26 protein-coding genes are annotated in these 24,005 nt (G+C 58.5%); 23 read left to right on the top strand and 3 right to left on the bottom strand.

Features of this window, described 5'->3' with window-relative positions; all coding sequences use genetic code 11:
• The first annotated feature begins 205 nt into the window (after positions 1-205).
• From ACIOZM_RS09175 to ACIOZM_RS09160, 4 genes are all read left to right on the top strand, one after another.
• Positions 206-712 carry a PAAR domain-containing protein gene (locus ACIOZM_RS09175; RefSeq protein WP_401212317.1) on the top strand — a complete coding sequence of 169 codons (507 nt, stop codon included), beginning with the start codon at positions 206-208 and terminating at the stop codon, positions 710-712.
• Complete coding sequence (locus ACIOZM_RS09170) at positions 712-927, top strand: hypothetical protein (RefSeq protein ID WP_401212314.1); 216 nt, start codon at positions 712-714, stop codon at positions 925-927. Before ACIOZM_RS09175 ends, ACIOZM_RS09170 begins: the two co-directional genes overlap by 1 nt.
• Positions 928-1,023: 96 nt before the next feature.
• Complete coding sequence (locus ACIOZM_RS09165; protein ID WP_401212311.1) at positions 1,024-1,410, top strand: hypothetical protein; 387 nt, start codon at positions 1,024-1,026, stop codon at positions 1,408-1,410.
• Between the two features lie 91 nt (positions 1,411-1,501).
• Positions 1,502-1,861 carry a hypothetical protein gene (locus ACIOZM_RS09160; RefSeq protein WP_401212308.1) on the top strand — a complete coding sequence of 120 codons (360 nt, stop codon included), beginning with the start codon at positions 1,502-1,504 and terminating at the stop codon, positions 1,859-1,861.
• A gap of 256 nt (positions 1,862-2,117) precedes the next feature.
• Here ACIOZM_RS09160 and ACIOZM_RS09155 read toward each other — a convergent pair whose 3' ends face one another.
• Positions 2,118-3,905 carry a thiamine pyrophosphate-requiring protein gene (locus tag ACIOZM_RS09155; protein ID WP_401212305.1) on the bottom strand — a complete coding sequence of 596 codons (1,788 nt, stop codon included), beginning with the start codon at positions 3,903-3,905 and terminating at the stop codon, positions 2,118-2,120.
• Positions 3,906-4,089: 184 nt separating this feature from the next.
• Here ACIOZM_RS09155 and ACIOZM_RS09150 point away from each other — a divergent pair, with 184 nt between their 5' ends.
• Positions 4,090-4,608: a cupin gene (locus tag ACIOZM_RS09150; protein WP_401212302.1), complete on the top strand. Its 519-nt coding sequence runs from the start codon at positions 4,090-4,092 to the stop codon at positions 4,606-4,608.
• A 3-nt stretch (positions 4,609-4,611) separates the two neighbouring features.
• Here ACIOZM_RS09150 and ACIOZM_RS09145 read toward each other — a convergent pair whose 3' ends face one another.
• Positions 4,612-4,887 carry a DUF2798 domain-containing protein gene (locus tag ACIOZM_RS09145; RefSeq protein WP_401212299.1) on the bottom strand — a complete coding sequence of 92 codons (276 nt, stop codon included), beginning with the start codon at positions 4,885-4,887 and terminating at the stop codon, positions 4,612-4,614.
• 126 nt (positions 4,888-5,013) lie between these two features.
• Between ACIOZM_RS09145 and ACIOZM_RS09140 the strand changes: the two genes are divergently transcribed.
• From ACIOZM_RS09140 to argE, 18 genes are all read left to right on the top strand, one after another.
• Complete coding sequence (locus ACIOZM_RS09140) at positions 5,014-5,982, top strand: LysR substrate-binding domain-containing protein (protein WP_401212296.1); 969 nt, start codon at positions 5,014-5,016, stop codon at positions 5,980-5,982.
• A complete protein-coding gene (locus tag ACIOZM_RS09135) occupies positions 5,979-6,383 on the top strand; it encodes a hypothetical protein (RefSeq protein WP_401212293.1) in 405 nt (134 codons plus the stop codon). The genes ACIOZM_RS09140 and ACIOZM_RS09135 overlap by 4 nt, the downstream gene beginning before the upstream one ends.
• Before the next feature lie 37 nt (positions 6,384-6,420).
• Positions 6,421-6,873 (top strand): hypothetical protein, encoded by a 453-nt coding sequence (locus ACIOZM_RS09130; RefSeq protein WP_401212290.1) that lies wholly within the window; start codon positions 6,421-6,423, stop codon positions 6,871-6,873.
• 81 nt (positions 6,874-6,954) lie between these two features.
• Positions 6,955-7,986: an NAD(P)-dependent alcohol dehydrogenase gene (locus tag ACIOZM_RS09125; protein ID WP_401212287.1), complete on the top strand. Its 1,032-nt coding sequence runs from the start codon at positions 6,955-6,957 to the stop codon at positions 7,984-7,986.
• A 103-nt stretch (positions 7,987-8,089) separates the two neighbouring features.
• On the top strand, positions 8,090-9,250 hold the full coding sequence (locus ACIOZM_RS09120; RefSeq protein WP_401212284.1) for a GGDEF domain-containing protein: 1,161 nt from the start codon (positions 8,090-8,092) through the stop codon (positions 9,248-9,250).
• An 8-nt stretch (positions 9,251-9,258) separates the two neighbouring features.
• Positions 9,259-9,753, top strand: a complete 495-nt coding sequence (locus ACIOZM_RS09115) for a PaaI family thioesterase (RefSeq protein ID WP_401212281.1) — start codon at positions 9,259-9,261, stop codon at positions 9,751-9,753.
• A 561-nt stretch (positions 9,754-10,314) separates the two neighbouring features.
• Positions 10,315-11,184, top strand: a complete 870-nt coding sequence (locus tag ACIOZM_RS09110) for a GyrI-like domain-containing protein (RefSeq protein WP_401212278.1) — start codon at positions 10,315-10,317, stop codon at positions 11,182-11,184.
• Between the two features lie 95 nt (positions 11,185-11,279).
• Positions 11,280-13,409 carry a TonB-dependent receptor family protein gene (locus tag ACIOZM_RS09105; RefSeq protein WP_401212275.1) on the top strand — a complete coding sequence of 710 codons (2,130 nt, stop codon included), beginning with the start codon at positions 11,280-11,282 and terminating at the stop codon, positions 13,407-13,409.
• A 126-nt stretch (positions 13,410-13,535) separates the two neighbouring features.
• Positions 13,536-14,891, top strand: coding sequence for a HEAT repeat domain-containing protein (locus tag ACIOZM_RS09100; protein WP_401212272.1), 1,356 nt, complete (start codon positions 13,536-13,538; stop codon positions 14,889-14,891).
• 240 nt (positions 14,892-15,131) lie between these two features.
• A complete protein-coding gene (locus ACIOZM_RS09095) occupies positions 15,132-15,296 on the top strand; it encodes a hypothetical protein (protein WP_401212269.1) in 165 nt (54 codons plus the stop codon).
• A 703-nt stretch (positions 15,297-15,999) separates the two neighbouring features.
• Positions 16,000-16,185: a DUF1843 domain-containing protein gene (locus ACIOZM_RS09090; protein ID WP_401212266.1), complete on the top strand. Its 186-nt coding sequence runs from the start codon at positions 16,000-16,002 to the stop codon at positions 16,183-16,185.
• Positions 16,186-16,218: 33 nt separating this feature from the next.
• Positions 16,219-16,851, top strand: a complete 633-nt coding sequence (locus ACIOZM_RS09085; protein ID WP_401212263.1) for a DUF1842 domain-containing protein — start codon at positions 16,219-16,221, stop codon at positions 16,849-16,851.
• A 53-nt stretch (positions 16,852-16,904) separates the two neighbouring features.
• Complete coding sequence (locus tag ACIOZM_RS09080) at positions 16,905-17,486, top strand: DUF1842 domain-containing protein (protein ID WP_401212260.1); 582 nt, start codon at positions 16,905-16,907, stop codon at positions 17,484-17,486.
• A gap of 102 nt (positions 17,487-17,588) precedes the next feature.
• Positions 17,589-19,070, top strand: a complete 1,482-nt coding sequence (locus tag ACIOZM_RS09075; RefSeq protein WP_401212257.1) for a GDL motif peptide-associated radical SAM/SPASM maturase — start codon at positions 17,589-17,591, stop codon at positions 19,068-19,070.
• Positions 19,071-19,300: 230 nt separating this feature from the next.
• Complete coding sequence (locus ACIOZM_RS09070) at positions 19,301-20,605, top strand: flavin-containing monooxygenase (protein ID WP_401212254.1); 1,305 nt, start codon at positions 19,301-19,303, stop codon at positions 20,603-20,605.
• A 58-nt stretch (positions 20,606-20,663) separates the two neighbouring features.
• Positions 20,664-21,080 (top strand): RidA family protein, encoded by a 417-nt coding sequence (locus tag ACIOZM_RS09065; RefSeq protein ID WP_401212251.1) that lies wholly within the window; start codon positions 20,664-20,666, stop codon positions 21,078-21,080.
• Between the two features lie 145 nt (positions 21,081-21,225).
• A complete protein-coding gene (locus ACIOZM_RS09060; protein ID WP_401212248.1) occupies positions 21,226-21,903 on the top strand; it encodes a DUF1028 domain-containing protein in 678 nt (225 codons plus the stop codon).
• Positions 21,900-23,051, top strand: a complete 1,152-nt coding sequence (argE, locus tag ACIOZM_RS09055; protein ID WP_401212245.1) for an acetylornithine deacetylase — start codon at positions 21,900-21,902, stop codon at positions 23,049-23,051. The genes ACIOZM_RS09060 and argE overlap by 4 nt, the downstream gene beginning before the upstream one ends.
• 25 nt (positions 23,052-23,076) lie before the next feature.
• Here the strand turns inward: argE and ACIOZM_RS09050 are convergent, their stop codons facing one another.
• Positions 23,077-23,988: a LysR family transcriptional regulator gene (locus tag ACIOZM_RS09050; RefSeq protein ID WP_401212242.1), complete on the bottom strand. Its 912-nt coding sequence runs from the start codon at positions 23,986-23,988 to the stop codon at positions 23,077-23,079.
• Positions 23,989-24,005 lie beyond the last annotated feature (17 nt).

Genomic DNA, 24,005 nt, shown 5'->3' with positions numbered 1-24,005 from the left:
AGGGAATATATGCTTGTAGGGTGAAAAAATGGTGATCGACGTGATCGCCTCGTGTAAAGGCAGCGAACGTAGGGCCGTCAACACGCTGATGCGTCAGAGAACTCTGCAAATTTTACAAGCAGTTTCCGGTTCGAATATCGCTCGTTCAAGAGTCATCAAAAATCAGGTAGCATCCATAGATTGTGGCATTCAACGGAGATAAAGCATGGCAGGAAAGCCAGTCGCACGACTCGGGGATCCGGGAAGTCACGGCGGAAATATTACCACCGGATCTAGCCCCATCTTTGTTAACTCAATGCCCGTGGCTTTGGTAGGAGATATCTATTCCTGTCCAATTCATGGCAGCAATCCAATAACATCGGGCGCTCCCCATGTATTCGGTTTAGGCAAAGACGTTGCGCATGTCGGCTCGCTGACAGCATGTGGCGCGACGATCACAGCTGGCTCCCCCGATACCTTCGTCGGTGAATCAGGAGGTGGTGCTCCTACCAGCTTCCTCTCGCAATTCCTGAAAGAAAAGACTTTTGTCGAGTTTCAGTTACTTAATGAGAGAGATGAGCCAATCGCCAACGAAACGTACGAATTAACGCTTCCCGATGGCACATTGATGACAGGCGCCCTTGACGAAAATGGCTTCGTCCATGTGGCAAATATTCCAAGGGGAAGTTGCAGTATAAAATTTCCGAAACTTGAAGATACGGAACGTCTTTAATGGTTCAGCCTACTAGAACTACCAATACAACGCAGGCAGCAAAAAATTCAGGTGCATCAGGAAAAACGACGAAGACTAATCAAATAGTCGTGTTGGGGGCTTACATGGAAATACTAGTGGGTGGCCCCTACACCCGCGACAACGAAGAGCATCCTTTTGGACACGCGGCTTTACATGTCGTAGTCGGTAGTAAAGACATTACCTACGATTTTTGACGTTACGGGAAAACTTGGGGGACGTTCGACAGCGAGGGAGAGGGAGTACTGAATGTTTGGACATCCTTCAAGGCGTACATATCCGGAGAAAACAGCTTGGGGCGCACAACGACTGGGTTTGTTTATTTTTTGGACAATGCAAAAGCCGAGGCTGTTATTGTCCACTTTGACGGTATCGTCGCTCAAAAAAAAGAGCTAAGAAAAAAGAATGCAACATCAACCCGCTACGTGCTTCCATCCGACTATCATCCGACCGTTAATAACTGCACAACAGTGACAATTGCAGGCGCTAACATCTCGGGCAAGCCAATCGTCCAGAACCCTTCTAAGTATAGCGAAATGCGGGGCCTATCATTCATTGAAAGACAAGCAGCACGCACACAGAAAACTCCAAAGGATGGGATTTTTATGCCTGCGGACTTGCAAGCCATGCTCGAAGGAAACACCGAGGCGCACTATGACAAGAAGAACGTTTATAAGTAGAAACGTTGGCTTATGGCTGGTGGCAGCTTTAATTTTAAATGCTTTGATATTTGGCTTTTTATTTTTTTACGATAGTACGAGGGCGCACGACATGAAAATGATTAAAACTAAAGAACCATTACTGATTGAAGGACCAAATGGTGACGAAAATTATTATGTCCTACCACTTGGCACTACGCTATATCACGATAAAAGCTTTCCTGAAGGGCATGATCGCTATGTAGTTTACCTGAACCATAAAGGTGCTATTGCCCACGAAGAAGTCCTAATGAAGCCTGAATATGGTGGTTCTTTTATTGATCCTCTATGGCTGTCTAATGTTGATGAAGATACGCTGAAAGAAATATTCAAGCGTTTCCCGCTTTCCAAAAAAGACATCGCTGCAGCAATCAAAGCCAATGAAATCACAAAGGATGATTTGGCCGATATCATCCGCTCGATGCCCGACTGACCGACTTCTAAGAGACTCCTGTCGGTTCTTGGCGGTTGAAAATCAAGATCAAAGATCGCAGCCTTCGCTCCGCTCGACGGCTCCTTCAGGGAGCGGTGGTGGATTCAATGGCGACGGGAATTTCATCCATCGTCATGTAGGAGTTCACGAGTAGAACGAGGCAGCGATCTTTTGATCTGGCTTCTGGGAAATCAAGATCAAAAGATCGCTGCCTCGCTTCGCTTGTAAGCTCCTACAGGGGAGCGCTTGTGGGGGATTATTTTTTCCCGGGTAGGACGGAAGCCAAGACCTGTTTGGCGGTTTGCAGGATGACACCGGTTTCGTCGGGGTCGCCTTTCAGCAGGGTTGTGGCGAATTTTTTCGCCTGTTCGAGTTTGATGTGCGGCGGTAGCGGCGGCACGTTAGGGTCGGTCTTGAATTCGATCAGTACCGGTACATCCGAGGCCAGTGCTTGTTCCCAGGCTGCGGCGACGTCTTCTTCGCGATCGACGAAAATCCCTTTCAAGCCGATGGAAATGGCGAACAGGTGATACGGCACGTCCGGGATACTCTGGGATGCTTCGAACTTCGGATCGCCCTCCATCACCCGCTGCTCCCAGGTGACCTGATTGAGGTCTTCGTTGTTGAACACCGCGCAAATCCATTTCGGGCTCGCCCATTGGCGCCAGTATTTGGCGACGGTGATCAGCTCGGCCATGTTGTTCATCTGCATCGCGCCGTCGCCGACCAGCGCAATCACCTGGCGTTCTGGATAGGCAAATTTCGCGGCAATTGCGTACGGCACTGCGGCGCCCATTGAGGCCAGTCCACCGGACAATGAGCACTGCATACCGCGGCGGATTTTCAGGTCGCGGGCGTACCAGTTGGCGCAGGAGCCGGAGTCGCTGGTGATAATCGAATGATCCGGCAGACGTGGTGACAGCTCGTAGACCACCCGTTGCGGATTGACCGGATCAGCCTTGGCCATTGCGCGCCTCTCAAGGGTTTTCTCCCATGTGCCGCGCCAGCCTTCAACTTTCTTGCGCCATTTACCGGAGGTTTTCTGCTCCAGTAACGGCAGCAGCGCAGCGAGGGTTTCGGCGGCGTCACCGAGCAAGTTGACCTCCATCGGATAACGCAGGCTGAGCATGTCGGGCTGCAAATCGATCTGCACGCCGCGCGCCTGGCCTTCCTTGGGCAAGAACTCGGAATAAGGGAACCCCGAACCGATCATCAGCAAGGTGTCGCACTCGGTCATCAATTTGTAGCTGGGCTCGGTGCCAAGCAGACCAATGCTGCCAGTGACCCACGGCAGATCGTCCGGCAACACAGCTTTGCCCAGCAGCGCCTTGGCGACCCCGGCGCCGAGTTTTTCCGCCACGGCGATCACTTGATCGGTAGCCTGCAAAGCACCGGCCCCCACCAGAATCGCGACCTTTTCGCCGGCATTCAGCACGTCCGCTGCCCGCTGCAAATCCGCCTCATAGGGCACCACTTTCGGCTTGCTGTAGCCGACCCCGGAATGCGCAGTGCCATGCGCTCTGCCCGGCGCTTCGTAGGGAAGATCCTGCAAATCATTGGGCAGGATGATCGCTGTGACACGGCGTTCGCCGACGGCAGTGCGCACCGCCCGATCAAGCAAGTGCCGCACCTGCGATGGCGCCGAGGCTTGTTGCACAAAGGCGCCAGCAACGTCCTTGAACATCGAGACCAGATCCAGCTCCTGCTGATAATGACTGCCAAGCGCCGTGCGCGCCTGCTGACCGACGATAGCCAACACTGGCATGTGGTCCATCCGAGCATCGTAAAGCCCGGTGATCAAATGCGAAGCGCCAGGGCCAGAGGTGGCGATGCACACGCCCAACTCGCCAGTGAACTTGGCATGCGCCGAGGCCATGAACGCGGCCATTTCCTCATGCCGCGCCTGAATGAATTCAATCTTGCCCTTAGCCCGACTGAGCGCGCCAAACACGCCGTTGATGCCATCACCCGGGTAACCAAAAATCCGCGTAACGCCCCACTGACTGAGCCGCTCGACCAGAAAATCGCCCACTGTCGTTGTCATCTCGATCCTCGCCTTTCACCGATTCGTGAAGCTCCCGGCGTGAACATCCGCCGGGAGGTGTAAAGGTCTGGACAGTTGGCTGAAGCGCGAAGTTTCGATTGATTGCCAATCGCTGGACGAGTTTTTTTGAGGCAATCGCCCGCCTCCGCTGTCACTTGAAAACACATGACTGGCGGAGGCTGCAATGACCGACCCGAAACCGACTCCCGTGCAACCCTTGCTTCTGCAACGCAATGGCTGGGTGCCGAACAACCCGCAACTGCCGGTGCTGATTTATCCCGGCGCGATTGCCCTCGAAGGCAACGACCCGGCGGCACTCTTCGAGCAAACGTTCAGCGCCAACGGCTGGCCGCCGCAATGGCGCTACGGGATTTACAACTATCACCACTATCACACCGAAGGTCATGAAGTGCTCGGCATCGCCAGTGGTCATGCGCGACTGGTGCTCGGTGGCCCGGGTGGTCAGGAGCTGGAAGTCAGCGCCGGCGATGTATTGCTGTTGCCGGTGGGAACCGGTCATTGCAGTTTGAGTTCCAGCGACGACTTTCTGGTGGTGGGTGCCTATCCGCCGGGGCAGCATGCCGATATTTGCCGTGAGGCGCCGAGCCGTGAACAGCTGGAAAATATCGACGGACTGCCATTCCCCGACGAGGACCCGGTGCAAGGTGCTGGCGGTGCGCTCGGGCAATACTGGATCAAATAACTTTCAACGATGCGGATGCACAGTCAGCGCCACCAGTTTGATCACCACAGGACGAACAACAAGAATGCACAGAAACGCCACCGGCATCGCCAGCTTGTAGGCGTGCAGCGCATTGCTCAGGTAGTCGTTATCAATTCCGGAGTTGGCGGCGGTGATCACCAGCGACATCAGAAACGCCATGATCGTTGCCATATACAGCGCAAACACATAAGGCGTTGCACGCGCCGACAGTCTGCGTCGGCTCAAAACCAGCGCATCCGAAGAAGTTCTTTGATTCATAGGGCTTTTCCATCCATTGACAGGGAGCCCGCACCTTAGCAAAGCGAAAAACCCTCAACTAGACGGCCAATCACAGGTGCTTTATAAAGCAGAACTTACGAATCAACCCTTCACGGCAGGCCACGGATGAATCTGTTAGCGGCGATTGCGAGCTTTATCAAAGTGGTCGAAGCAGGCTCGATTGTCGGCGCGGCGAAGACTCTAGGCGTCAGCGCGGCGGCCGTGAGTCAGACGATTAATCGTCTGGAAACACATCTTGGCGTACGCCTGTTGCAGCGCACTACCCGCAGCATGGCGCTGACGGAAAACGGCGCGGTGTATTACGAAAAAGTCCGGCGCATCGCGGCTGATCTGGAGTCGGCGCAAAGCTCGATTACCAGTGCCGAATCCGAGCTGCAAGGACGTTTGAGCATCGCGTCCACCTCGGCATTTGGCCGACATGTGCTGGCGCCGTTGATTGCCGGTTTCGCCGCCCTTCATCCACGGCTGATACTCGAACTCTCGGTCAGCAACGGCAAAATCAACCACATCCAGGACGGTGTGGATTTAAGCCTGCGGATCAAGCCGCAGCTGGAAGACGGCATCGTCGCCCGCAAGATCGTTTCGCTGCCGTTCATCTTCTGCGCCGCTCCGGCCTATCTGCAACGCGCCGGTTGGCCACAGACCCCGGAAGACCTGCAACACCACGCCTGCCTGGCGTTTCGTTATCCGTTGGATGGGCGTTTTCTGCGCTGGAGTTTTATCCGCGATGGCCAGCGTTTTGACGCACCGATCAACGCAACGGCAATCAGCGACGACATCGATGTGCTCGCGCAAATGGCAATCGCCGGAGCGGGCATCACCCGCCTCGCCGAGTTTGTCGCAGCGCCCTATATCAAGCGCGGGCAGCTGGTGCCACTGTTTGAAACCCGCCAATCGACGACGCACACTTACTTTGAGCCGATGGAGATTTACGCCTGCGTGCAGGAGCGTGCGGCGCTGACGCCAAAGGTCCGGGCGTTCATCGATTACTTGACCGAACACCTGAAAACCCGCTGGCCGATGGAGGAGGTTTCGATTGATGAGGGACAGCTTTTTAAAGGGAGCGCGCCGTGATCAAACTACGTTATACGAAAGGCTCGGGCACGCCTCCAACACATTTGGCGTCGATCGACTGGGAGAACCCCGAGGCGGGCGAACTCATATTTTCCGGTGCCTGCGAGCATCGAGAGCCCTTCACTTCTCGTCCCCGGTTTCTGTCCAGGCTGCAACAGCTGATCCAGCAGCGTGTGCCGTTAGCCATCGGCGGCATGTGCCCCGGCCCGGCGGACGAAGTTGCTCTGTTGATTGCTAAAAAAGAGCTGCAAGGCCTCTATATCGAGCTGTCATGGACCGGGTCGCAGCAATGGATACTGCGTGAAGTCTCCGGCGATTCAGAGCAATGGGAGCTCGAACCGGAGGCCAGCAAAATCGCCAACTCAACCTACAATCCAATCACATTGAATGGCTCTGATTGATACGCCGATTGCAGTTCCTCAACAACAGAGGTCAGCCATGCAGCTCAGAAACGCACTCGTCGCGCTCGTGATCGGCGCCAGCCTGTTCGGCTGTGCCACCTCATCAAACCCCGGAGTGAGCGTGACGTTGAATGCCACCCGGCAGAACACCGGACAGATCGGCAATGTCACGCTCGCCGATTGGGGCAAACAAACCGGCTTCAACTTCTTCGTCAGCGGCACACCGAGCGGCGCCTCCCTGCCCTTGCGTCTCTCGGCCTTCATCAATAAAGGCAGTTGCGCGCAACCCGGTCCGGTGGCCTACGCCTTGAATGATCGGCTGACTACCGAGCGCGAGGCGGTGCGCGGCTGGTCGTTCTCCAGAACCGCGCCGGTCGCACTGTCGGTATTGCTCGCAGGCGATTATTCGGTGGTGGTGCGCACAGCGGCGACCGATGGTGGCGTGGATATTTTCTGCGGGGATATTCCCAGGCAAACTGCCGGGAAATAACCGGATCTCCAGCTAGACTTCTCGGGCTGCGCCGCAGCACCCGGGCGATAACGCCTGGGTTTTGTGATCTGGAGGTGACCCATGAGCAACAGCACCGAACCCGCTACCTTCAACGGCTGGGCCGCCACCGCTGCGGGTGCGCCTCTGGAACGTTACAGCTACGATCCCGGCACGCTCGGCGAAGAAGAGGTCGAAGTCGCGGTGGAATACTGCGGCGTCTGTCATTCCGATCAGTCGCTGATCGACAACGACTGGGGCATCAGTCGCTATCCGTTTGTGCCGGGGCATGAAGTGGTCGGCCGCATCGTGCGTATGGGCGGTCAGGTGCGCGGTCTGCAAATGGGTCAGCGTGTGGGCATCGGCTGGTACAAGGGTAGTTGTATGCATTGCGCGTCCTGCATCACCGGTTCGCAGCAACTATGCGGCACTGCGCAACCGACTATCATCGGCAGCAACGGCGGTTTTGCGGATCGCTTACGCTCGCACTGGGCTTGGGCGATTCCGGTGCCCGCTGACCTTGATCCGGCAATGGTCGGGCCGTTGTTCTGCGCTGGCTCGACGGTGTTCAATCCGCTGCTGCAATTTGGCGTCAAACCTACTGATCGTGTCGGCGTGGTCGGCATCGGCGGACTCGGCCATCTGGCACTGCGCTTTCTCAACGCCTGGGGCTGCGAAGTCACCGCGTTCACCTCGTCACTGAACAAGCAGGATGAAGCCAAGCGTCTGGGTGCACATAACGTAGTCGCTTCGACCGACAGTAAAGCGCTGAAAGCCATCGCCGGAACCCTCGATTTTCTGTTGATCACCGCCAACGCCGACCTCGACTGGCCTGCGATGCTCGCCACCTTGCGCGGCAATGGTCGGCTGCATTTTGTCGGCATCGTGCCGAATGCGATTCCGGTGCATGTTTTCGATCTGATTCCGCAACAGAAGTCTCTGTCCGCATCCCCAGTAGGCTCGCCCGGCACCATGGCGACCATGCTCGAATTCTGCGCCCGGCATCAGATTCTGCCGCAGGTTGAAATGTTTCCCATGAGCCGGGTTAACGAGGCAGTTGATCACTTGCGCAGCGGCAAGGCGCGTTACCGCGTGGTGCTGGACGCCAGCCAGTAAATTAATTGGCGTGGCCGGTCTGTACGACGGTGAGCCCTGCGAAAAGTCGGCGTAAACGCTTACAATCGCCCCCTCACCGCCCATCAGACAGGCCAGTCAAGAAATGCCGCTCGACCCTCCAACGATGTTGACGCTCTCCATCGCTCTCGCCGCAGCCGCTGCGCTGTATCTGGCGGTGGAATGGCGCAGCATCCGTGAACCTTCACTGCTGTTCTGGAGTGCCGGTTTCGCGACGATTTCCGTGGGCTCGACCCTCGCCCTGCTGCGTGTCAGCGGCTTTTTGCTGATCGGCATCTGGTTCGCCAACGGCTTGCTGATCACCGCGCATTTCCTGTTTCTGCTCGGCGTGGCGCGGTTCACTCAGACGCGTTTGTCCCGTGGCTGGTATCTGATTTTCGTCGTCTGGTTTGGCATGTTGCTGTTGCCGGACGGACCGCAGTGGTCGAAGGTCATGCTGGTCGCCAACTCGCTGCTGGTGGCGCTGTCGACGCTACGAGCGAGTTTTCTGCTGCGCCCGCACGGCAAGTCGCTGAGTGTCGGCGCGGTGCAGTTGCGTTATGTGCTGCTGATGCACGGGATTTTTTATGTGGCGAAAGCGTTGACCGTGGTGATTCCGGGCACGCTGATTGATCTGGCGGCGTTTCGTGGCGAAATCATTCAGATCTCGCTGGTCGAAGGCGCGATGGCGGTGATGCTGATCGCCCTGTCGATGACCGGCACCGAGCGCTACCGCCGCGAACAACAGATCGCCCGCCTCGCCGCCCGCGATCCGCTGACCGCGCTGTACAACCGCCGAGCGCTGGAAATGCGCGCACCACGCCTGTTGCACGACGCCTCCCCCACTCGCCCGGGCGCGTTGCTGCTGATCGACATCGACAACTTCAAACTGGTCAACGACCTGTACGGCCACACTGCTGGCGACCGTTTGCTCATCGCCCTGAGCGAGATGATTCGCTCGGCCCTGCCGCAAGATGCACTGACGGCGAGGCTGGGCGGTGATGAGTTCGTCATTCTGCTGAACAACGCATCGAACGAGCGCGTGGTTGAACTGGGCAAGGCCCTGCGCGACCAGTTCCAGCGTAGTGCCTCACAGGCGTTCGCCACGCCCGTCGCCGTGACTCTGAGCATTGGCGCCACCTTGTTCGAGCATCCGCCCGCCAGCCTGACGGCGTTGATCGAGCAAGGTGATCTGGCGCTTTACGAATCCAAACGCGGCGGTCGCGACAGCCTGCGCATGAACCACGGACTCAAACTTCCAGGATAAATATAACAATGAACAATCCCGAGACCTCCCTGCAAGACCTCGCCGCGCCCGAAGGCGTCTGCTACGGCTGCGGTGGCCGCAACCCGCACGGCCTGCACATCAAAAGCCATTGGCACGAGGACGGCATCCATGTGATGGCCGAGCACAACCCCGACGCCCAATACTGCGGCTGGCCGGATCTGGTCTACGGCGGCTTGCTCGCCATGCTGGTCGATTGCCATTCCAACTGGACGGCGATGGCCCACCACTATCGCGCCGAACAACGCGAGCCTGGCAGCCTGCCACGCATCGACTGCGTCACTGGCAACCTTGGCATCAAGTTCATCAAACCGACGCCAATGGGTGTAACGCTGACCTTGCGGGCGAAAATCGAAGGTGAAACCGGACGTAAAACCCGGGTGATTTGCGAGGTGTATGCGGGGGATGTGCTGACAGCGGTTGGGGATTCGGTGTTTGTGCGGGTGGATACCGAGCAGTTGGCCGCCGCTGCGCACGGGCGCTAAGCATCGGGCGGGTAACTTTTAAACTGCGTGACTACAAAGCCATGCGCCTTTGCCTACAAATTCCCCGGAAAGAGCCGGCTTGTTCGCTAAGTGCTTCAGCTTTATCGTTTGGTCGTCACTGCTGAGCAACGAAGTGAAACTGAAAAGGCATGGTTGACGCCACCGTCAGCCAGACCTAATCTGCCCCCATCCCGCCCAAGGCAGTAAGCCGTCCTAACCATCCAGGACGTGCCAAACCCTTGGGCGTTTTGTTATCAGGAAGAAAGCATGCCCACAGCGGTATTGGTCGACGGCGCCTTTTTCATCAAAAGTAGCTCAAAGGTGTAAACGAGTGATAACGCCGACAGTTGGCAGCCGCAGCGCACGATAGCTGAAAAAACGCATACCCCTGTAGGAGCTGCCGAAGGCTGCGATCTTTTGACTTTGATTTTTGGCGTGAAGATCAAAAGATCGCAGCCTTCGGCAGCTCCTACAGGGGTAACTTGAGCAAGCCCGGCTAGGCGCTCCCCTGCCGTTATCGGTGACGCTATCGCAGACCGCACTTCCAGGAGTTTTCCGCCCGTGTCTGACATGCCGACCCACCTCGCCTACACCACACGCTTCAACGCCGTCCTCGCCTACATCGATGCCAATCTCGAGGGCGATCTGTCGGTGAGTACGTTGAGTCAGGTGGCGAACTTTTCGGTGTTTCACTTCCATCGGCAGTTCAGCGCGTTCGTCGGCGTGCCGGTTTCGCGCTACGTGCAACTGATGCGTCTGCGCCGAGCGGCACATCGGCTGGCCACGCAGCCGGAGCACTCGATACTCGACGCCGCGTCTGGCGCTGGCTTCGAAAGTCCGGAGGCATTCAGCCGCGCGTTCAGACGGGACTTCGGCATGGCGCCGAGTGCCTTCAGGAAGCAGCCGAACTGGCAGATATGGAATGCGGTGTTCGCCATCCCTCACTTTTCCAGGAGCGTCATCATGCACACCAAAATCGTCGAGTTTCCCGCCGTCAGGGTCGCTGCACTTGAGCACTGTGGCCCGCCGGGGATGGTCCAGCAGAGCGTGAGCAAGTTCATCGAATGGCGCATGCAAAGTGGCCAGTCGCCGGTGGCTTCGAGTCGCAGCTTCGGTATTCCCTACGGCAACCCCGACACCACGCCGCCAGAGGATTTTCGCTTCGACATTTGTGGCGAGATTCACGAGCCGGTTGCGCCCAACACGTTCGGCGTGCGGGAAATCGTCATTCCCGGCGGGCGTTGCGTGGTGGTGCGACACACAGGTTCGCCGGACCACATCGGCGAGTCGATCTATCCGGTCTACCGCGACTGGCTGCCCGACAGCGGCGAGGAACTGCGCGATCATCCGTTGTTTTTCCATTACCTGAGCGTCTTTCCGCAAACACCGCAGGATCAATGGCAGACAGATGTTTATGTACCGTTGAAGTAAACCGGCAGACAAAAAAGCAAAATCCCCATGTGTTTCCCTCGTCTCTTCCTGCGTCGCACTGTTCATTGTCTGTTTCTGTCTGCCTGGAGTTTTCGATGCCCGCGCCCAAATCCCTGCCCACTGCTCTGTTGGGGCTGGCCCTTGCCTGTCCGGCCATGGCCGAGGAGCCGAAAGGCATGGAACTGGGCCAGGTGCTGATTTCGGCCGAGGAGCAAAGCGGCGCAGACGCCTCCGTCGCCGAAGCCGAGGCGCGGCTTGCGCAGGTGCCCGGTGGCACCAATGTGGTCGATATGCGTCAGCCGTTACAGGGCCGCGTGGCTGGCAATCAGGATGTGCTGGCGTATCAACCGGGGGTTTACGCACAGTCGGCGGGCAATGAAGGGACGAAGATTTCGATTCGCGGCTCGGGGATCAACCGTGCGCCGGGGGCTCATGCGTCGGGGCTGTACACGATGCTCGACGGTCTGCCACTGACCGGCCCCGGCGGCACGCCTTATGAATTGCTGGAGCCGCTGTGGCTCGATCATGTCGAAGTGCTGCGCGGCGCCAACGGCTTTGATCGGGGCGCGCTGGCACTGGGCGGCGCCGTCGATTACGTCAGCCACACCGGTTACAACGCACCGAAGCTGCAAGTGCGCTACGCGACCGGCAGTCACGGCTATCAGCAGCGTCAGGTCAGCTCCGGGCAAGTGCTGGGCGACTTCGACTACTACGTGTCGATGACCGATTCGAACGCCGGTGGTTATCAGAATCACACCGCCAGCGAGAGCCAGGGCGTGATCGCCAACTTCGGTTATCGCTTCAACCCGAACCTGGAAACGCGTTTCTACATGCGCTATCGCCAGACCGACAACGATCTGGCCGGACGGGTGACCAAACACTCCATCGAGCACGATCCAAGGGCAGCCAACCCCGCCTACGTGAATCGCGACGACAGTCGCAAACAGCCGGGCAGCACCTTCATCGGCAACAAGACCACTTATTACATCGACGACGATTCGAGCATCCAGACCGGCCTCGTCTATCACGACTATCCGATGGATCTGCGCGAAGGCCCGAATCGCCTGAAAGTCGCGTACACCGATGTCAGCGGCACGTTTGACTACAAACGTCGCGATACCCTTTGGGGCATGGAAAGTCGAAGCATCATTGGCCTGCGAACCACCAAACACCTGCCCAACGATGGCGCCAGCGAACTGGTGCGCATCCCGACCGGCAACACGGCTGGTTACGCGCCGGGCACGCACATGCGCAACTTCACCTATCAAGGTTCGGACACCGTTCTGCACGTCGGCAATGATCTGGAAATCGCCAACGACCTGTGGCTGACCACCGGCCTCGCGGCGATTTACACCCGCCGCGAAAGCGACGTCACCTACCCGCAGAGTGGCGGCAAGACCAGCATGAATGACTGGGACTACGCGCCGCGTCTGGGCCTGCGCTATCAGGTGACCCCTGACCTGCAACTGTTCGGCAATCTCAGCCGCTCGGTCGAAGCGCCGCATCCGTGGTCGCTGATCTACAGCTCGAACATTCGCTTCCCGGCCGGCAACGGCCCGGCGACCGGCGCACAAAGCGATCCGATCAAACTGCAAAACCAGACGGCGACCACCCTCGAACTTGGCGGTCGCGGGGACAGCACGCTCGGCCAGTGGAGCCTCGCCTGGTACTACGCGCAAGTGCGCCACGAATTGCTCTCGGTGTTGCCGGACGCCAACGCCATCACCCCTTACGAACTCAACGCCAGCCCCACCGTGCATCAGGGCATTGAAGCCAGCCTGCAAAGCACTCTGTGGACGCCCGATGACGGCGGCAAACTGAGCCTGCGCCAGAGCTACACCTTCAGCGACTTCCACTACCGCGACGACGAGCGCTTCGGCGACAACCGCCTGCCGGGGCTGCCGATGCACTACTACCAGGGCGAACTGCGCTACGACTGGCCACAGGGTTTCTTCGCCGCATTCAACACGCAAATGGTCTCGAAAGTGGCAGTCGATTACGCCAACAGTTATTACGCCGATCCTTATGCGATTTTCGGCGCAACCGTGGGTTACAACGCGCCGAAGGACGACTGGCAAACCTGGCTCGACATCCGCAATTTGACCGACAAGCGCTACGCCGCGACCGTCACACCGGGGTATGACGACAAGGGGCTGGATGCGGCGCGGTCTACACCGGGTGAAGGTTTGGGGGTGTATGTCGGGGTTTCGTGGAGCCTGCTCTGAGCGTTGGTCGTAGTTTTTAAAACAGAAGCCACGCAATCACGCGCGACCACGCAAGAAATAGCCTCCATCCAATACACACCGATCCGTTAAAGTACCAAGAGCAAAAGCCCACCGAAGGATCGACGCGTGAACACCGTACGAGAATGGCTGCAACGGCTGAAAGGCAAACCAGTAACCGTTTCTTCCCGGGAGCAGTATCGCTGGAACGAGGCGTTGGAACTGCTGGGGCATGTTGAAAGCGATAGTTCCTGGGTAGAACTTAGCAGCCACTGCAACGGTTTTATTCGAGAAGCTGCTGTACGGGAACTGTGCAGCCACTCATCTCCCGAAGCATTAGTGGCCCTGATCCAGCGGCTGAACGATTGGGTGCCACAAGTTCGCGATCTGGCAGCAAATGGTCTGCAAAGCTACTTGTCGCCTAGCCATGCGATGTCATTGCTGGCCGCGCTTGAGCCTCTCATCGCATTGGCCGGGCAACGTCGAGTCGATCACAGCCCGACACTCAAAACCGCACGTACATTGCTGCAATCGTCAGAAATGCGCGATACGGTCTACGCAAACTTCCTTGCACGCCAAGGCAAAACTGCGCGATATCTGTTTGAACTCTTGATTGAAAATCAAACTGCTTCGGACATGCTTCTGAGCAGCGCGCTGGCACATCGCGAATTGACTGTGAGGTTGATGGCGGTGTCTGCGTGTCAGGCGCTGCCGACTGCGCGGGCTATGCCGTTGCTGCTTGAGGCCCTGTCGCGCCCTGGAGCAAAAGTTCGCGTTCGCGTCCTCCACGCCCTGCTGCCTATGCTTGACGACCCGACACCCGTGTTACGCAACGCATTGCTGGATGCGTCACCGGCAATTCGCAACCTTGCTCGCTGGGCTGCTCCACGCCACAACATCAATGCGCTTGTAGTCCTCACCGCGCAATTGAACCAAGAGCCACCCACAGGGAAACGTGACTGGCTCGGTTGTCTTGGATTGGCAGCGGAGTTGGGCGCTGAACTGCCTGAACGCTGGCGTATTGAAGCTCTGCATTCACCGTATGCTACCGTTCGACAACTGGCCGTGCGCCTGCTGCGTGATGAACAACTTCACGAGCTGTTCGAGGCGCTCGATGATCCATCGGACAACGTGTTTTTTGCCGTTGTCGCGCAATTGGGCAAACAGCCGTGGGCCTTTATCGCGGTGGAGATAGGCAGAAAACTGGATCGGGACTGGCATGAACTCTCGACGGCGCGCCGCCAAGGCATATTCCAGCTACAACCCGCTTGGCAGCAGTTGGCGTATCTAGTGAGACGGCTGGATACGGGAGCGGCTGAGCGGGTTTTCTGGCTCGATCAAATCGACTTATGGTGTGATCGCCAGTATCAAATTGTCGACCCTGTCACCACCGGATCTGCGCGAGCGGTATTGGTGGAAGAACTCAGACATCTGGCCGAAAACGGCCTCATCCGCAGTGATAGTTTTGCTCGAGTTGCAGGGTAACTTCACTCCGGGTAGATATTGCTCAGCTACCCCGCCTCTTCTTGATAACTCGACGGAAGGTTGGCACACACGGCCTTCTCATCCGACGCCTTCGCCTGAGTACAATCGATACTGGCGGCGAATACCTAATTGGCGGCGAGCAACAAAGTGCCGCCGAGCATCGCGGCGGTCAATCCTGAAAAATCTCGAACTCGGGTCATATCTCTGTATCCAATGTTCAGGTCAATCGAGGTATGAAAAATGAAAAGCACCGACGATATCAAGCCTGTCCCCACTGCCGACGATGAAAGCAAAGTCGTGGATGAGGTCATCACGCCGACATCCACCCACACCAAGGAACAGGCTGCCGAGGAACTCAAACGCAAAACCGACGAGATCGAGCGCAAGGTTGCTGACGGTAATTAATCGCGCCGAAGCAAAGGTTTGACGGGGGCACCGACGAAAAATGCCTGACAGGTGGATTCTTTATTGCAAACGAATCCACCCACCTCTTGTCGCCCTCCGCAAATTGCCAGAACTCGCAAAACCCCGGCAAATCAAAACCTTGATAGCCTTCAACGACAGCCCCTCAGGCAACGCCAACGTAATGCACACGACCGTTCGGCGCTTTCTCTGGCAGGCCTGCAAAATCGGATCTAGGGTTGCGTGGCTGGCGATATGCCAGCGAACTGACGAGCCTTGAATGGACGCTCGTCCGTAGCAGCATCCGGTAAGAAATCAGGGATGGTTTTGGTGCTTGCGGTTCTTTATGCACTCTGAGGAGTGCTCAACTGATCCCTGTGTTTCGTTGTTTTCTATCAAGGACAGAAAGATGACCAACGTACAGGCGAAATCCCCATGTTTGCCGCTCTGGCAGGCATCTCGCGACGCTCCCGAAGCAAAGCCCAACGGCTTCGGCTGACGATGCCGGTGCAGAAACCGACGCTTTTGAAGCCGTCTCTGCGCTCACTGAAAACCCCTGTTTGATCAGATCCCGACGGATCAGGCTGTTTGCTCGCCGAGAAAAACTGTTGCCGGTTTTTTTCGCCGACCGCTGCTGCCTGCCTGTCAGGTAAGACGCTCCTGTTCATCACGGAGCGGTTGCACGGCACTGATGAGGAAGCTCGATATGACCCGTTCCACGGCAAATATGCCCCCTTACGGCGTCGCGATCCAAAGCGCGATCTCCCAAGGCGATCTGCAACACATGAAGTCGTTGTTGAAGCAACGCGACGTGGCGAACCCGGAATCGAAAGATCTGAAAGTCGCGTACGAAAAACTGGCCGGGGAAATTTCCCGTTTGGAAAAACCCTAGGCCATTCCCCACATTGCAATGGAGGCAATCACTATGTCTGGTTCTACTCAGCAAAACGTCGGCTTGTTCCCGGTCTGCTATCGGATTGGCACGGGACAACCCGGCGCGCAAAGTCTGGCGATCAACCTGCTGGTTTCCACGCCCCAACTTGAAGTCACCGGCACATCCGTAGTCACTCAGGCAACCAACCCGCCGCTCGATCTGCATGCCGATGTCTGGGGCGGTTATACCTACATGACGGTCATGTCGCCCGGTGTCAGCAAAATCCTGATCACGGCCCAAGGTAATCAGGGCGGCCCGGCTTCCAACTCGATATTGACCTTCAAGCTGCATCTGGTGGTCGGCACCGACTGGAAGGACGGCGTAGCGAACTATCAATACTTCGACGGGCAGCGCTGGCACGAGGTCAACAACGCCCCGGCGCGCATGGTTGATTCGGTGCGTTCGAGTGCGTTCCCGCCGTTCGAACCGGGCCCGGTGATCAATCCGCACACGCCAATCGTGCCGCTGTACGGCGCGCCGATTCAAAGCGCGATTGCCAGCGGTGATCTGGCGCAGATGAAAAATCTGGCGCAACTGGCGAAACAGCAACTGGACCAGCAACCGCAACTGAAAAGCGCACTGGAAGCGGCCAAGAGCGAGATCAGCCGCCTGCAAAGCCGCTGAACCGGGCGACCCGTTTGCCTGACTCGTTTGCATTCATTCAAGGGAGTAGCACCATGTCGATTGGACTTTTTCACACCCGTCTCATCATCAGCAATTCATTGCTCGGCGCGCCGGTCCTGAACCTCGATCTGCTGGTCGATACCGCGCATAAAAAAGTCAGCGGAATTGCCAGCGTCTTTCAAAGCACCTGGCCTACAGTCAATTTTCGCTCGCGGGTCTGGGGCACTTTCTCCGAGGCGAAACTGACGGCAAACGTCGAAAACCACATCATCCTCACCCTCGACGGTAGCCCGAGCGGCCCGACCAGCCAGATAGCGGAGACCTTCCATCTCAAAGGCATTCTCGGTGGTGACTGGGCCAGCGGTTTTGTCGATTACCGCTACAACGAGCAAGGCCAGTGGCACGACGTCAAACACGTCGCCGTGCATCAGGCGCCGACGGTAGAGCCGCAACCCGTGCGGCATCCAGTCTTGCCGCTGTATGCCGTAGCGGTGCAGCAAGCCCAAGCCAGCGGCGATCTGGCGCAGCTCAAATCGGTGGTGCAGCAAGGCGAGCAGCAACTGGCTCATCAAGCGACATTGCGCAGCGCCCTTGAGCAATTGCACGCGGAAATCGCGCGGCTGGAAGCGCGCTAACCGGACTCAAACGGGCGGGATCATCGCTGATCCCGCCCGTTTGTTTTTCAACCACGGTCAATCCATTCGTGTCGCGCACAGTCTGCTGCGCAAGGATTTCCCATGTCAGACCAACTCCCCGCCCGCTACCTCAGTGACACCGATCTCAAACGCTACGTGCCGGTGCACGTGGTCTGGGAAATCACTCTGGCCTGCGATCTAAAATGCCTGCATTGCGGCTCCCGTGCTGGCCATCGGCGTCCCGATGAGCTGAATACCCGCGAATGCCTGGACGTCATCGATTCACTGGCTGCGCTCGGCACTCGCGAAGTCACCCTGATCGGCGGTGAAGCCTATTTACGCAAGGACTGGACGCAGTTGATCGGCGCCATTCACGACCACGGCATGTACTGCGCGATCCAGACCGGCGGGCGCAATCTGACGCCGGCGAAGATGCAGGCAGCGATCGATGCGGGCCTCGACGGCGTGGGTATTTCCCTCGACGGACTGGCGCCACTGCACGACGCGGTGCGCAACGTCGCGGGCTCGTTCGACAAAGCCGTGGACACCCTGCGCCGAGCCAAGGCTGCCGGGCTGGCAGTGAGCGTCAACACGCAGATCGGTGCGGCAACCTTGCCGGACTTGCCTGAGCTGATGAACACCATCATCGAACTCGGTGCCACCCATTGGCAGATCCAGTTGACGGTCGCGATGGGCAACGCGGTGGATCACCCGGAATTGTTGATGCAGCCTTTTCAATTGCTGGAAGTGATGCCGTTGCTCGCACGGCTTTACCGCGAGGGGCTTGATCGCGGCCTGCTGATGAACGTCGGCAACAACATCGGCTATTACGGCCCGTATGAACATTTGTGGCGTGGCTTCGGTGACGAACGCGTGCATTGGACCGGTTGCGCAGCCGGCCAGACAGTGCTGGCGCTGGAGGCCGACGGCACGGTCAAAGGTTGCCCGTCACTGGCTACCGTCGGGTTCTCCGGGGGCAATGTTCGCAACATGAGCCTGCACGATATCTGGCATTACAGCGAAGGCATGCACTTCGGTCGTCTGCGCTCGGTGGATGATCTGTGGGGTTACTGCCGAGGCTGTTATTACAACGACGTTTGTCGCGGTGGTTGCACCTGGACTTCGCATTCACTGCTCGGCAAACCCGGCAACAATCCTTACTGCCATTACCGCGCACTGGAATTGCAGAAACGCGGCTTGCGCGAGCGCATCGTCAAGGTCGAGGACGCGGCACAGCAATCCTTCGCCGTCGGGCGTTTTGACCTGATTACCGAACGCATCGACAGCGGCGCAAAAGTCAGTAGCGTCAGTGACAGCGGTCAGGTGATCAAACTGGCCTGGGTCAATCAGGGACAGCAATCACCGGAGGAAGGACGGATCGCCACGCAACTGAGTCTCTGCCGCCATTGCATGCAGTACATCCAGCCTGACGAAACGATTTGCCCGCATTGCGATGCCGATGTCGCCGCCGCTGAAGCCGTGCATCTGGCTGATCGCGCACGCCAACAAGAGATCATGAACACTCTGACCGGACTGCTGGGAATCGCTCCGAGTACGTTAACCAGAGATACACAACAGCGCTGACTTGAGAAAAAAACCTGTTACTGGCCCGGATTTCTTCTCCGGGCCAACCTTCCCCTCGCCTGAAAGGCCCGGTTTCAAAGGGCCTCGCCCCTCTGCATCAGCATTTTATATTCACATCCCAGCTTAATAATATTTTACCGATACCCGCCCCCTCCCTAGTCTGATCCCACGCAAAGAGGACAAGCCCAGCGCGGTCCGAATCCAAGTGCCTTGCCAGGAAGGATGTAGAGATGACCACTGAAATAATAAAAACAGACACACTCGTTGTGGGGGCCGGACAGGCAGGTGTGGCGATGAGTGAGCACCTGAGCAAACTCGGTGTGCCGCACATTGTTCTGGAGCGCAGCCGTATCGCCGAGCGCTGGCGCACCGGGCGTTGGGATTCACTGGTGGCCAATGGTCCGGCCTGGCACGACCGGTTTCCGGGGCTGGAATTCGACGACGTCGACCCGGATGGTTTTGCCCCGAAAGAGCGCGTGGCGGACTACTTCGAAGCCTATGCGAAAAAATTCAACGCGCCGATCCGCACCGGCGTCGAAGTGAAGAAAGTCGAGCGCAATGTCGGGCGTCCTGGCTTCACCATCGAGACCTCCGAAGGCGTGATCGAAGCCAGCCGCGTGGTCGCTGCGACCGGCCCGTTCCAGCGTCCAGTGATCCCGGCCATTGCCCCGCAAGACCAACGCCTGCTGCAAATCCACTCCGCCGACTACCGCAATCCGCAGCAACTGCCGGAAGGCGCAGTGCTGGTAGTTGGCGCCGGTTCGTCGGGGGTGCAGATCGCCGATGAGCTGCAACGCTCAGGCAAACAGGTTTACCTCTCGGTCGGCGCCCACGACCGCCCGCCTCGTGCCTATCGCAACCGGGATTTCTGCTGGTGGCTGGGGGTGTTGGGCGAGTGGGATCAAGCGGCGATGAAACCCGGTCGCGAGCACGTGACCATCGCCGTCAGCGGCGCCCATGGCGGGCGCACCATCGACTTCCGTGGTCTGGCCCATCGCGGCATGACGCTGGTTGGCGTGACCGAGTCGTTCAACAACGGCGTGGTGACTTTCAAACAGGATCTGCTCGATAACCTCAAGCGCGGCGACGACAACTATCTGGCCCTGCTCGATGCCGCCGATGCCTATGTCGAACGCAACGGACTGGATCTGCCGCTGGAGCCCGAGGCTCGCGAAACCTATCCAGACCCTGAGTGCGTGAAAAATCCGCTGGCCGATCTGGATCTGGCAGCGGTCGGCATCACTTCGATCATCTGGGCCACCGGGTTCGCCGTGGATTATTCGTGGCTGCAGGTCAACACATTCGACGCCAACGGCAAACCGCAGCATCAGCGCGGGGTTTCCAGCGAGTCGGGGATTTATTTCCTTGGCCTGCCATGGCAGTCGCGCCGTGGCTCTTCGTTCATCTGGGGCGTGTGGCACGACGCCAAACACGTGGCTGATCACATCGCCACCCAGCGCAAATACCTGAGCTATCGCGATGCCGAGCAACGCGACGCCACGCACAGCAAAGCCGCCGACACCGTCGACGCTTGATCCCCACCTTCCGTAACGGCGCCGAGGGCGCCGGGCCAATATTTGTCAGGAGCTGCACATGAGCAAGCCAACCCACACGCGCATTCGTATGTTCAACACCAAAGACACTTACCCGAATCAGACTCTGGACAACGATCTGTGCCAGGCCGTGCGCGCCGGCAACACCGTGTATGTACGGGGTCAGGTCGGCACTGATTTCGACGGCAATCTGGTCGGCCTCGGTGATGCGCGGGCGCAAACCGAACAGGCGATGCGCAACGTCAAGCAACTGCTGGAAGAAGCCGGCAGCGACATGAGCCACATCGTCAAGACCACCACTTACCTGATCGATCCGCGCTATCGCGAGGCGGTGTATCAGGAGACGGGCAAGTGGCTTAAAGGCGTGTTCCCGATTTCGACCGGGCTGGTGGTGTCGGCGCTGGGGCAGCCGCAGTGGCTGATGGAGATTGATGTGATTGCGGTTATTCCTGAGTAAGCAGGTTCACCGAGTTGCGGCCATCGCTAGCAGGCTAGCTCCCACAGGTTTTATGTGTGCCACAGATTTTGTGAACGACATAGATTCCTGTGGGAGCTGGCTTGCCAGCGATGAGGCCAGCCAAAAACGAACAAGGAGCAAGACCATGACCTTTTCAATCGCAGCCCGCTGCGCCGAAACCGGCCAGTTCGGCGTCGCCATCAGTTCCTCAAGCATCGCCGTCGGCGCCCGTTGCCCATGGCTGCTGCCGGGTGTCGGCGCGGTGTCGAGCCAGAACATCACCCTGCCGTCCCTCGGCCCGGAAGTCCTCGCACTGATGGAACAAGGTCTGGCGCCCGATGATGCACTCGACAAAGTGCTGACCCGCAACGGCTACAGCCAGTACCGGCAAATAACCGCGATCAACCACCTCGGCCAGAGCGCGCATTTCAGCGGCGGGCAAACCCTCGGCGTGCACAACGCGGTATCGGGCGAACAGTGCGTCGCCGCCGGCAATATGCTCGCCGGACGCTCGGTGATCGAAGCCATGGTCGGTGCTTTCGAGGACGGCGAAGGGCAACTCGCCGACCGCCTGCTCAAGGCCCTGCACGCTGCGCAAGCCCTTGGTGGCGAGGCCGGGCCGGTGCATTCGGCAGCGGTGGTGGTGGTCGGCGAACAGACCTGGCCGATCGTCAATCTGCGGGTCGACTGGGCCGATGAAGACCCGATCGGACAACTGCAAAAACTCTGGGACGCTTACCGTCCGCAATTGCAGGATTACATCGACCGCGCTCTCGATCCGGCTAAAGCCCCGGGTTATGGAGTCGCCGGAGACGATCGATGAGCAGCAGCGTCGAACTGCTCAAGACGCTGGTGGGGTTCGACACCACCAGCCGTGAGTCCAACCTGCAACTGATAGAGTTCGTGCGCGACTATCTCGCCCGCCTCGATGTGCCTTGCGAGCTGATCTACAACGATGAGCGCAGCAAGGCCAACCTGTTCGCCAGCATAGGCCCGGTCGACAAACCGGGCATCGTGCTGTCCGGGCACACCGATGTGGTACCCGCCGATGGCCAGCCGTGGACGGTACCGCCCTTCGCCCTCACCGAGCGCGACGGCAAATTGTTCGGCCGTGGCACGGCGGACATGAAAGGCTACATCGCCTGCGTATTGGCGCTGGTGCCGGCACTGGTCAGCGCGCCGTTGCGCATGCCAGTCCACATCGCGCTGTCCTACGATGAAGAGGTCGGTTGCCTCGGTGTGCGCTCGTTGCTCAAGGTGCTGGAACAGCGTCCGATCAAGCCGCTGTTGTGCATCATTGGCGAACCGACCGAACTCAAACCGGTGCTTGGGCACAAAGGCAAACTGGCGATGCGCTGCGATGTTCACGGTCATCCGTGCCATTCGGCCTATGCGCCGCTCGGGGTCAACGCGATTGAATACGCCGCCGAACTGATCGGCGAATTGGGGCGTATCGGCCAACAACTCAAAGCCCCGGAGCAGCATGATGCGCGCTTCGACCCGCCGTATTCGACGGTGCAGACCGGCGTGATCAGCGGCGGCAGAGCCCTGAACATCGTCCCCGCCGACTGCCGCTTCGACTTCGAAATCCGCGCCCTGCCCTCGCAGGACCCGAGCGTGGTCGCGCAGCAGTTGCAGGCCTACGCCGAGCAACAGGTGCTGCCGCGCATGCGTGCGGTCAATCAGCGAAGTGATATCCGTTTCAGCGAACTCTCGGCGTATCCGGGGCTGGCGACTGATGCGCAGAGTCAGGCTGCGGAGTTGATTGCAGCCTTCTGCGGTTCACGGGAATTCGGCACGGTGGCGTTTGGCACCGAGGGAGGGCTGTTCGATGCAGCGGGAATTCCGACCGTGGTCTGCGGCCCCGGCAGCATGGATCAGGGCCACAAACCGGACGAGTTTGTCAGCCTCGATCAACTGCATGCCTGCGATGCGATGTTGCAGCGCCTGCTGGCTTCTGTTCGCAGCTAAAAACGTTCCGGCGCGCACCTGCCCTTCAGGTGTACAGCCGGGCCAGTTCTTCTCGGCAATGATCGACAAACAACTGCACCGGTTTGGTCAGTTGCACCCGTCGCAGCCACGCGGCTGACAGGCCCGAACCAGTGACGCTTTCTGCCAGCGGCACGCACACGACTTTCTGCCCGTCGTAGGTGTAGTCGCTGAACGGTTTGGTCACCAGAATCGAAAAACCAAAACCCCGACCGACCATACCGCGCACCATCTCGATTGATGGCGAGCTGAAGACGATGTGCGGCGTCAGTCCACATTCCTCGAAGATACTCACGAAGTAGGTACGGCTCGGCACCACGTCGAGCAGGATCATCGGCTCCAGCACCAGATCATGCAGCGAGACTTTCGCCTGTTGCGCAAAGCGGTGATCGGCCGGGAGCAAGGCATACGGCTGCTGTGCCGGCATCAGTGGCGTGGTTTCGATGGTGCTGTCGAGGTCGTGTTCGAACAGCATCGCCAGATCGATGCTGCCAGCAGTCAGGGCGTGCACCAGTTCCTGTTGTTCGCCGTCACGAATGCGGATTTCCACGCCCGGGTAACGCTCCTTGAATCCGGCGATCAGCCGCGGCAGGTACAGCGGCGCGACCGTCTCGAAACAGCCGATATCGATCTGCCCGGCCACCACATCGTTGTCGGCCAGAGCGTTCTGCTCGAACTCATGGGCGACCCGCAACAGCTCCAGCGCCTTGCGATAGAAGCGCGAACCGCTGGGCGTCAGGGAAACACCTTGAGCGTGATGGCGGATAAACAGCTGCACGCCGAAGCTTTCTTCCAGATGCTTGATCGCGGTCGATACCGACGGCTGGGCGATATAGAGCTTGCGCGAGGCTTCGGCGACGCTGCCGCAATCGGCGGTGGTGACGAAGTATTTGAGCTGGCGCAGGTTGTAGGCGGCCATGGGAACCTCCGGCGAAA

Origin of the sequence: Pseudomonas sp. NPDC087346 (genome assembly GCF_044744235.1) — a bacterium.
Lineage (GTDB): Bacteria > Pseudomonadota > Gammaproteobacteria > Pseudomonadales > Pseudomonadaceae > Aquipseudomonas.
Note: the sequence above shows the minus strand (reverse complement) of the source record. Positions and strands in the feature narration are given on the sequence as shown.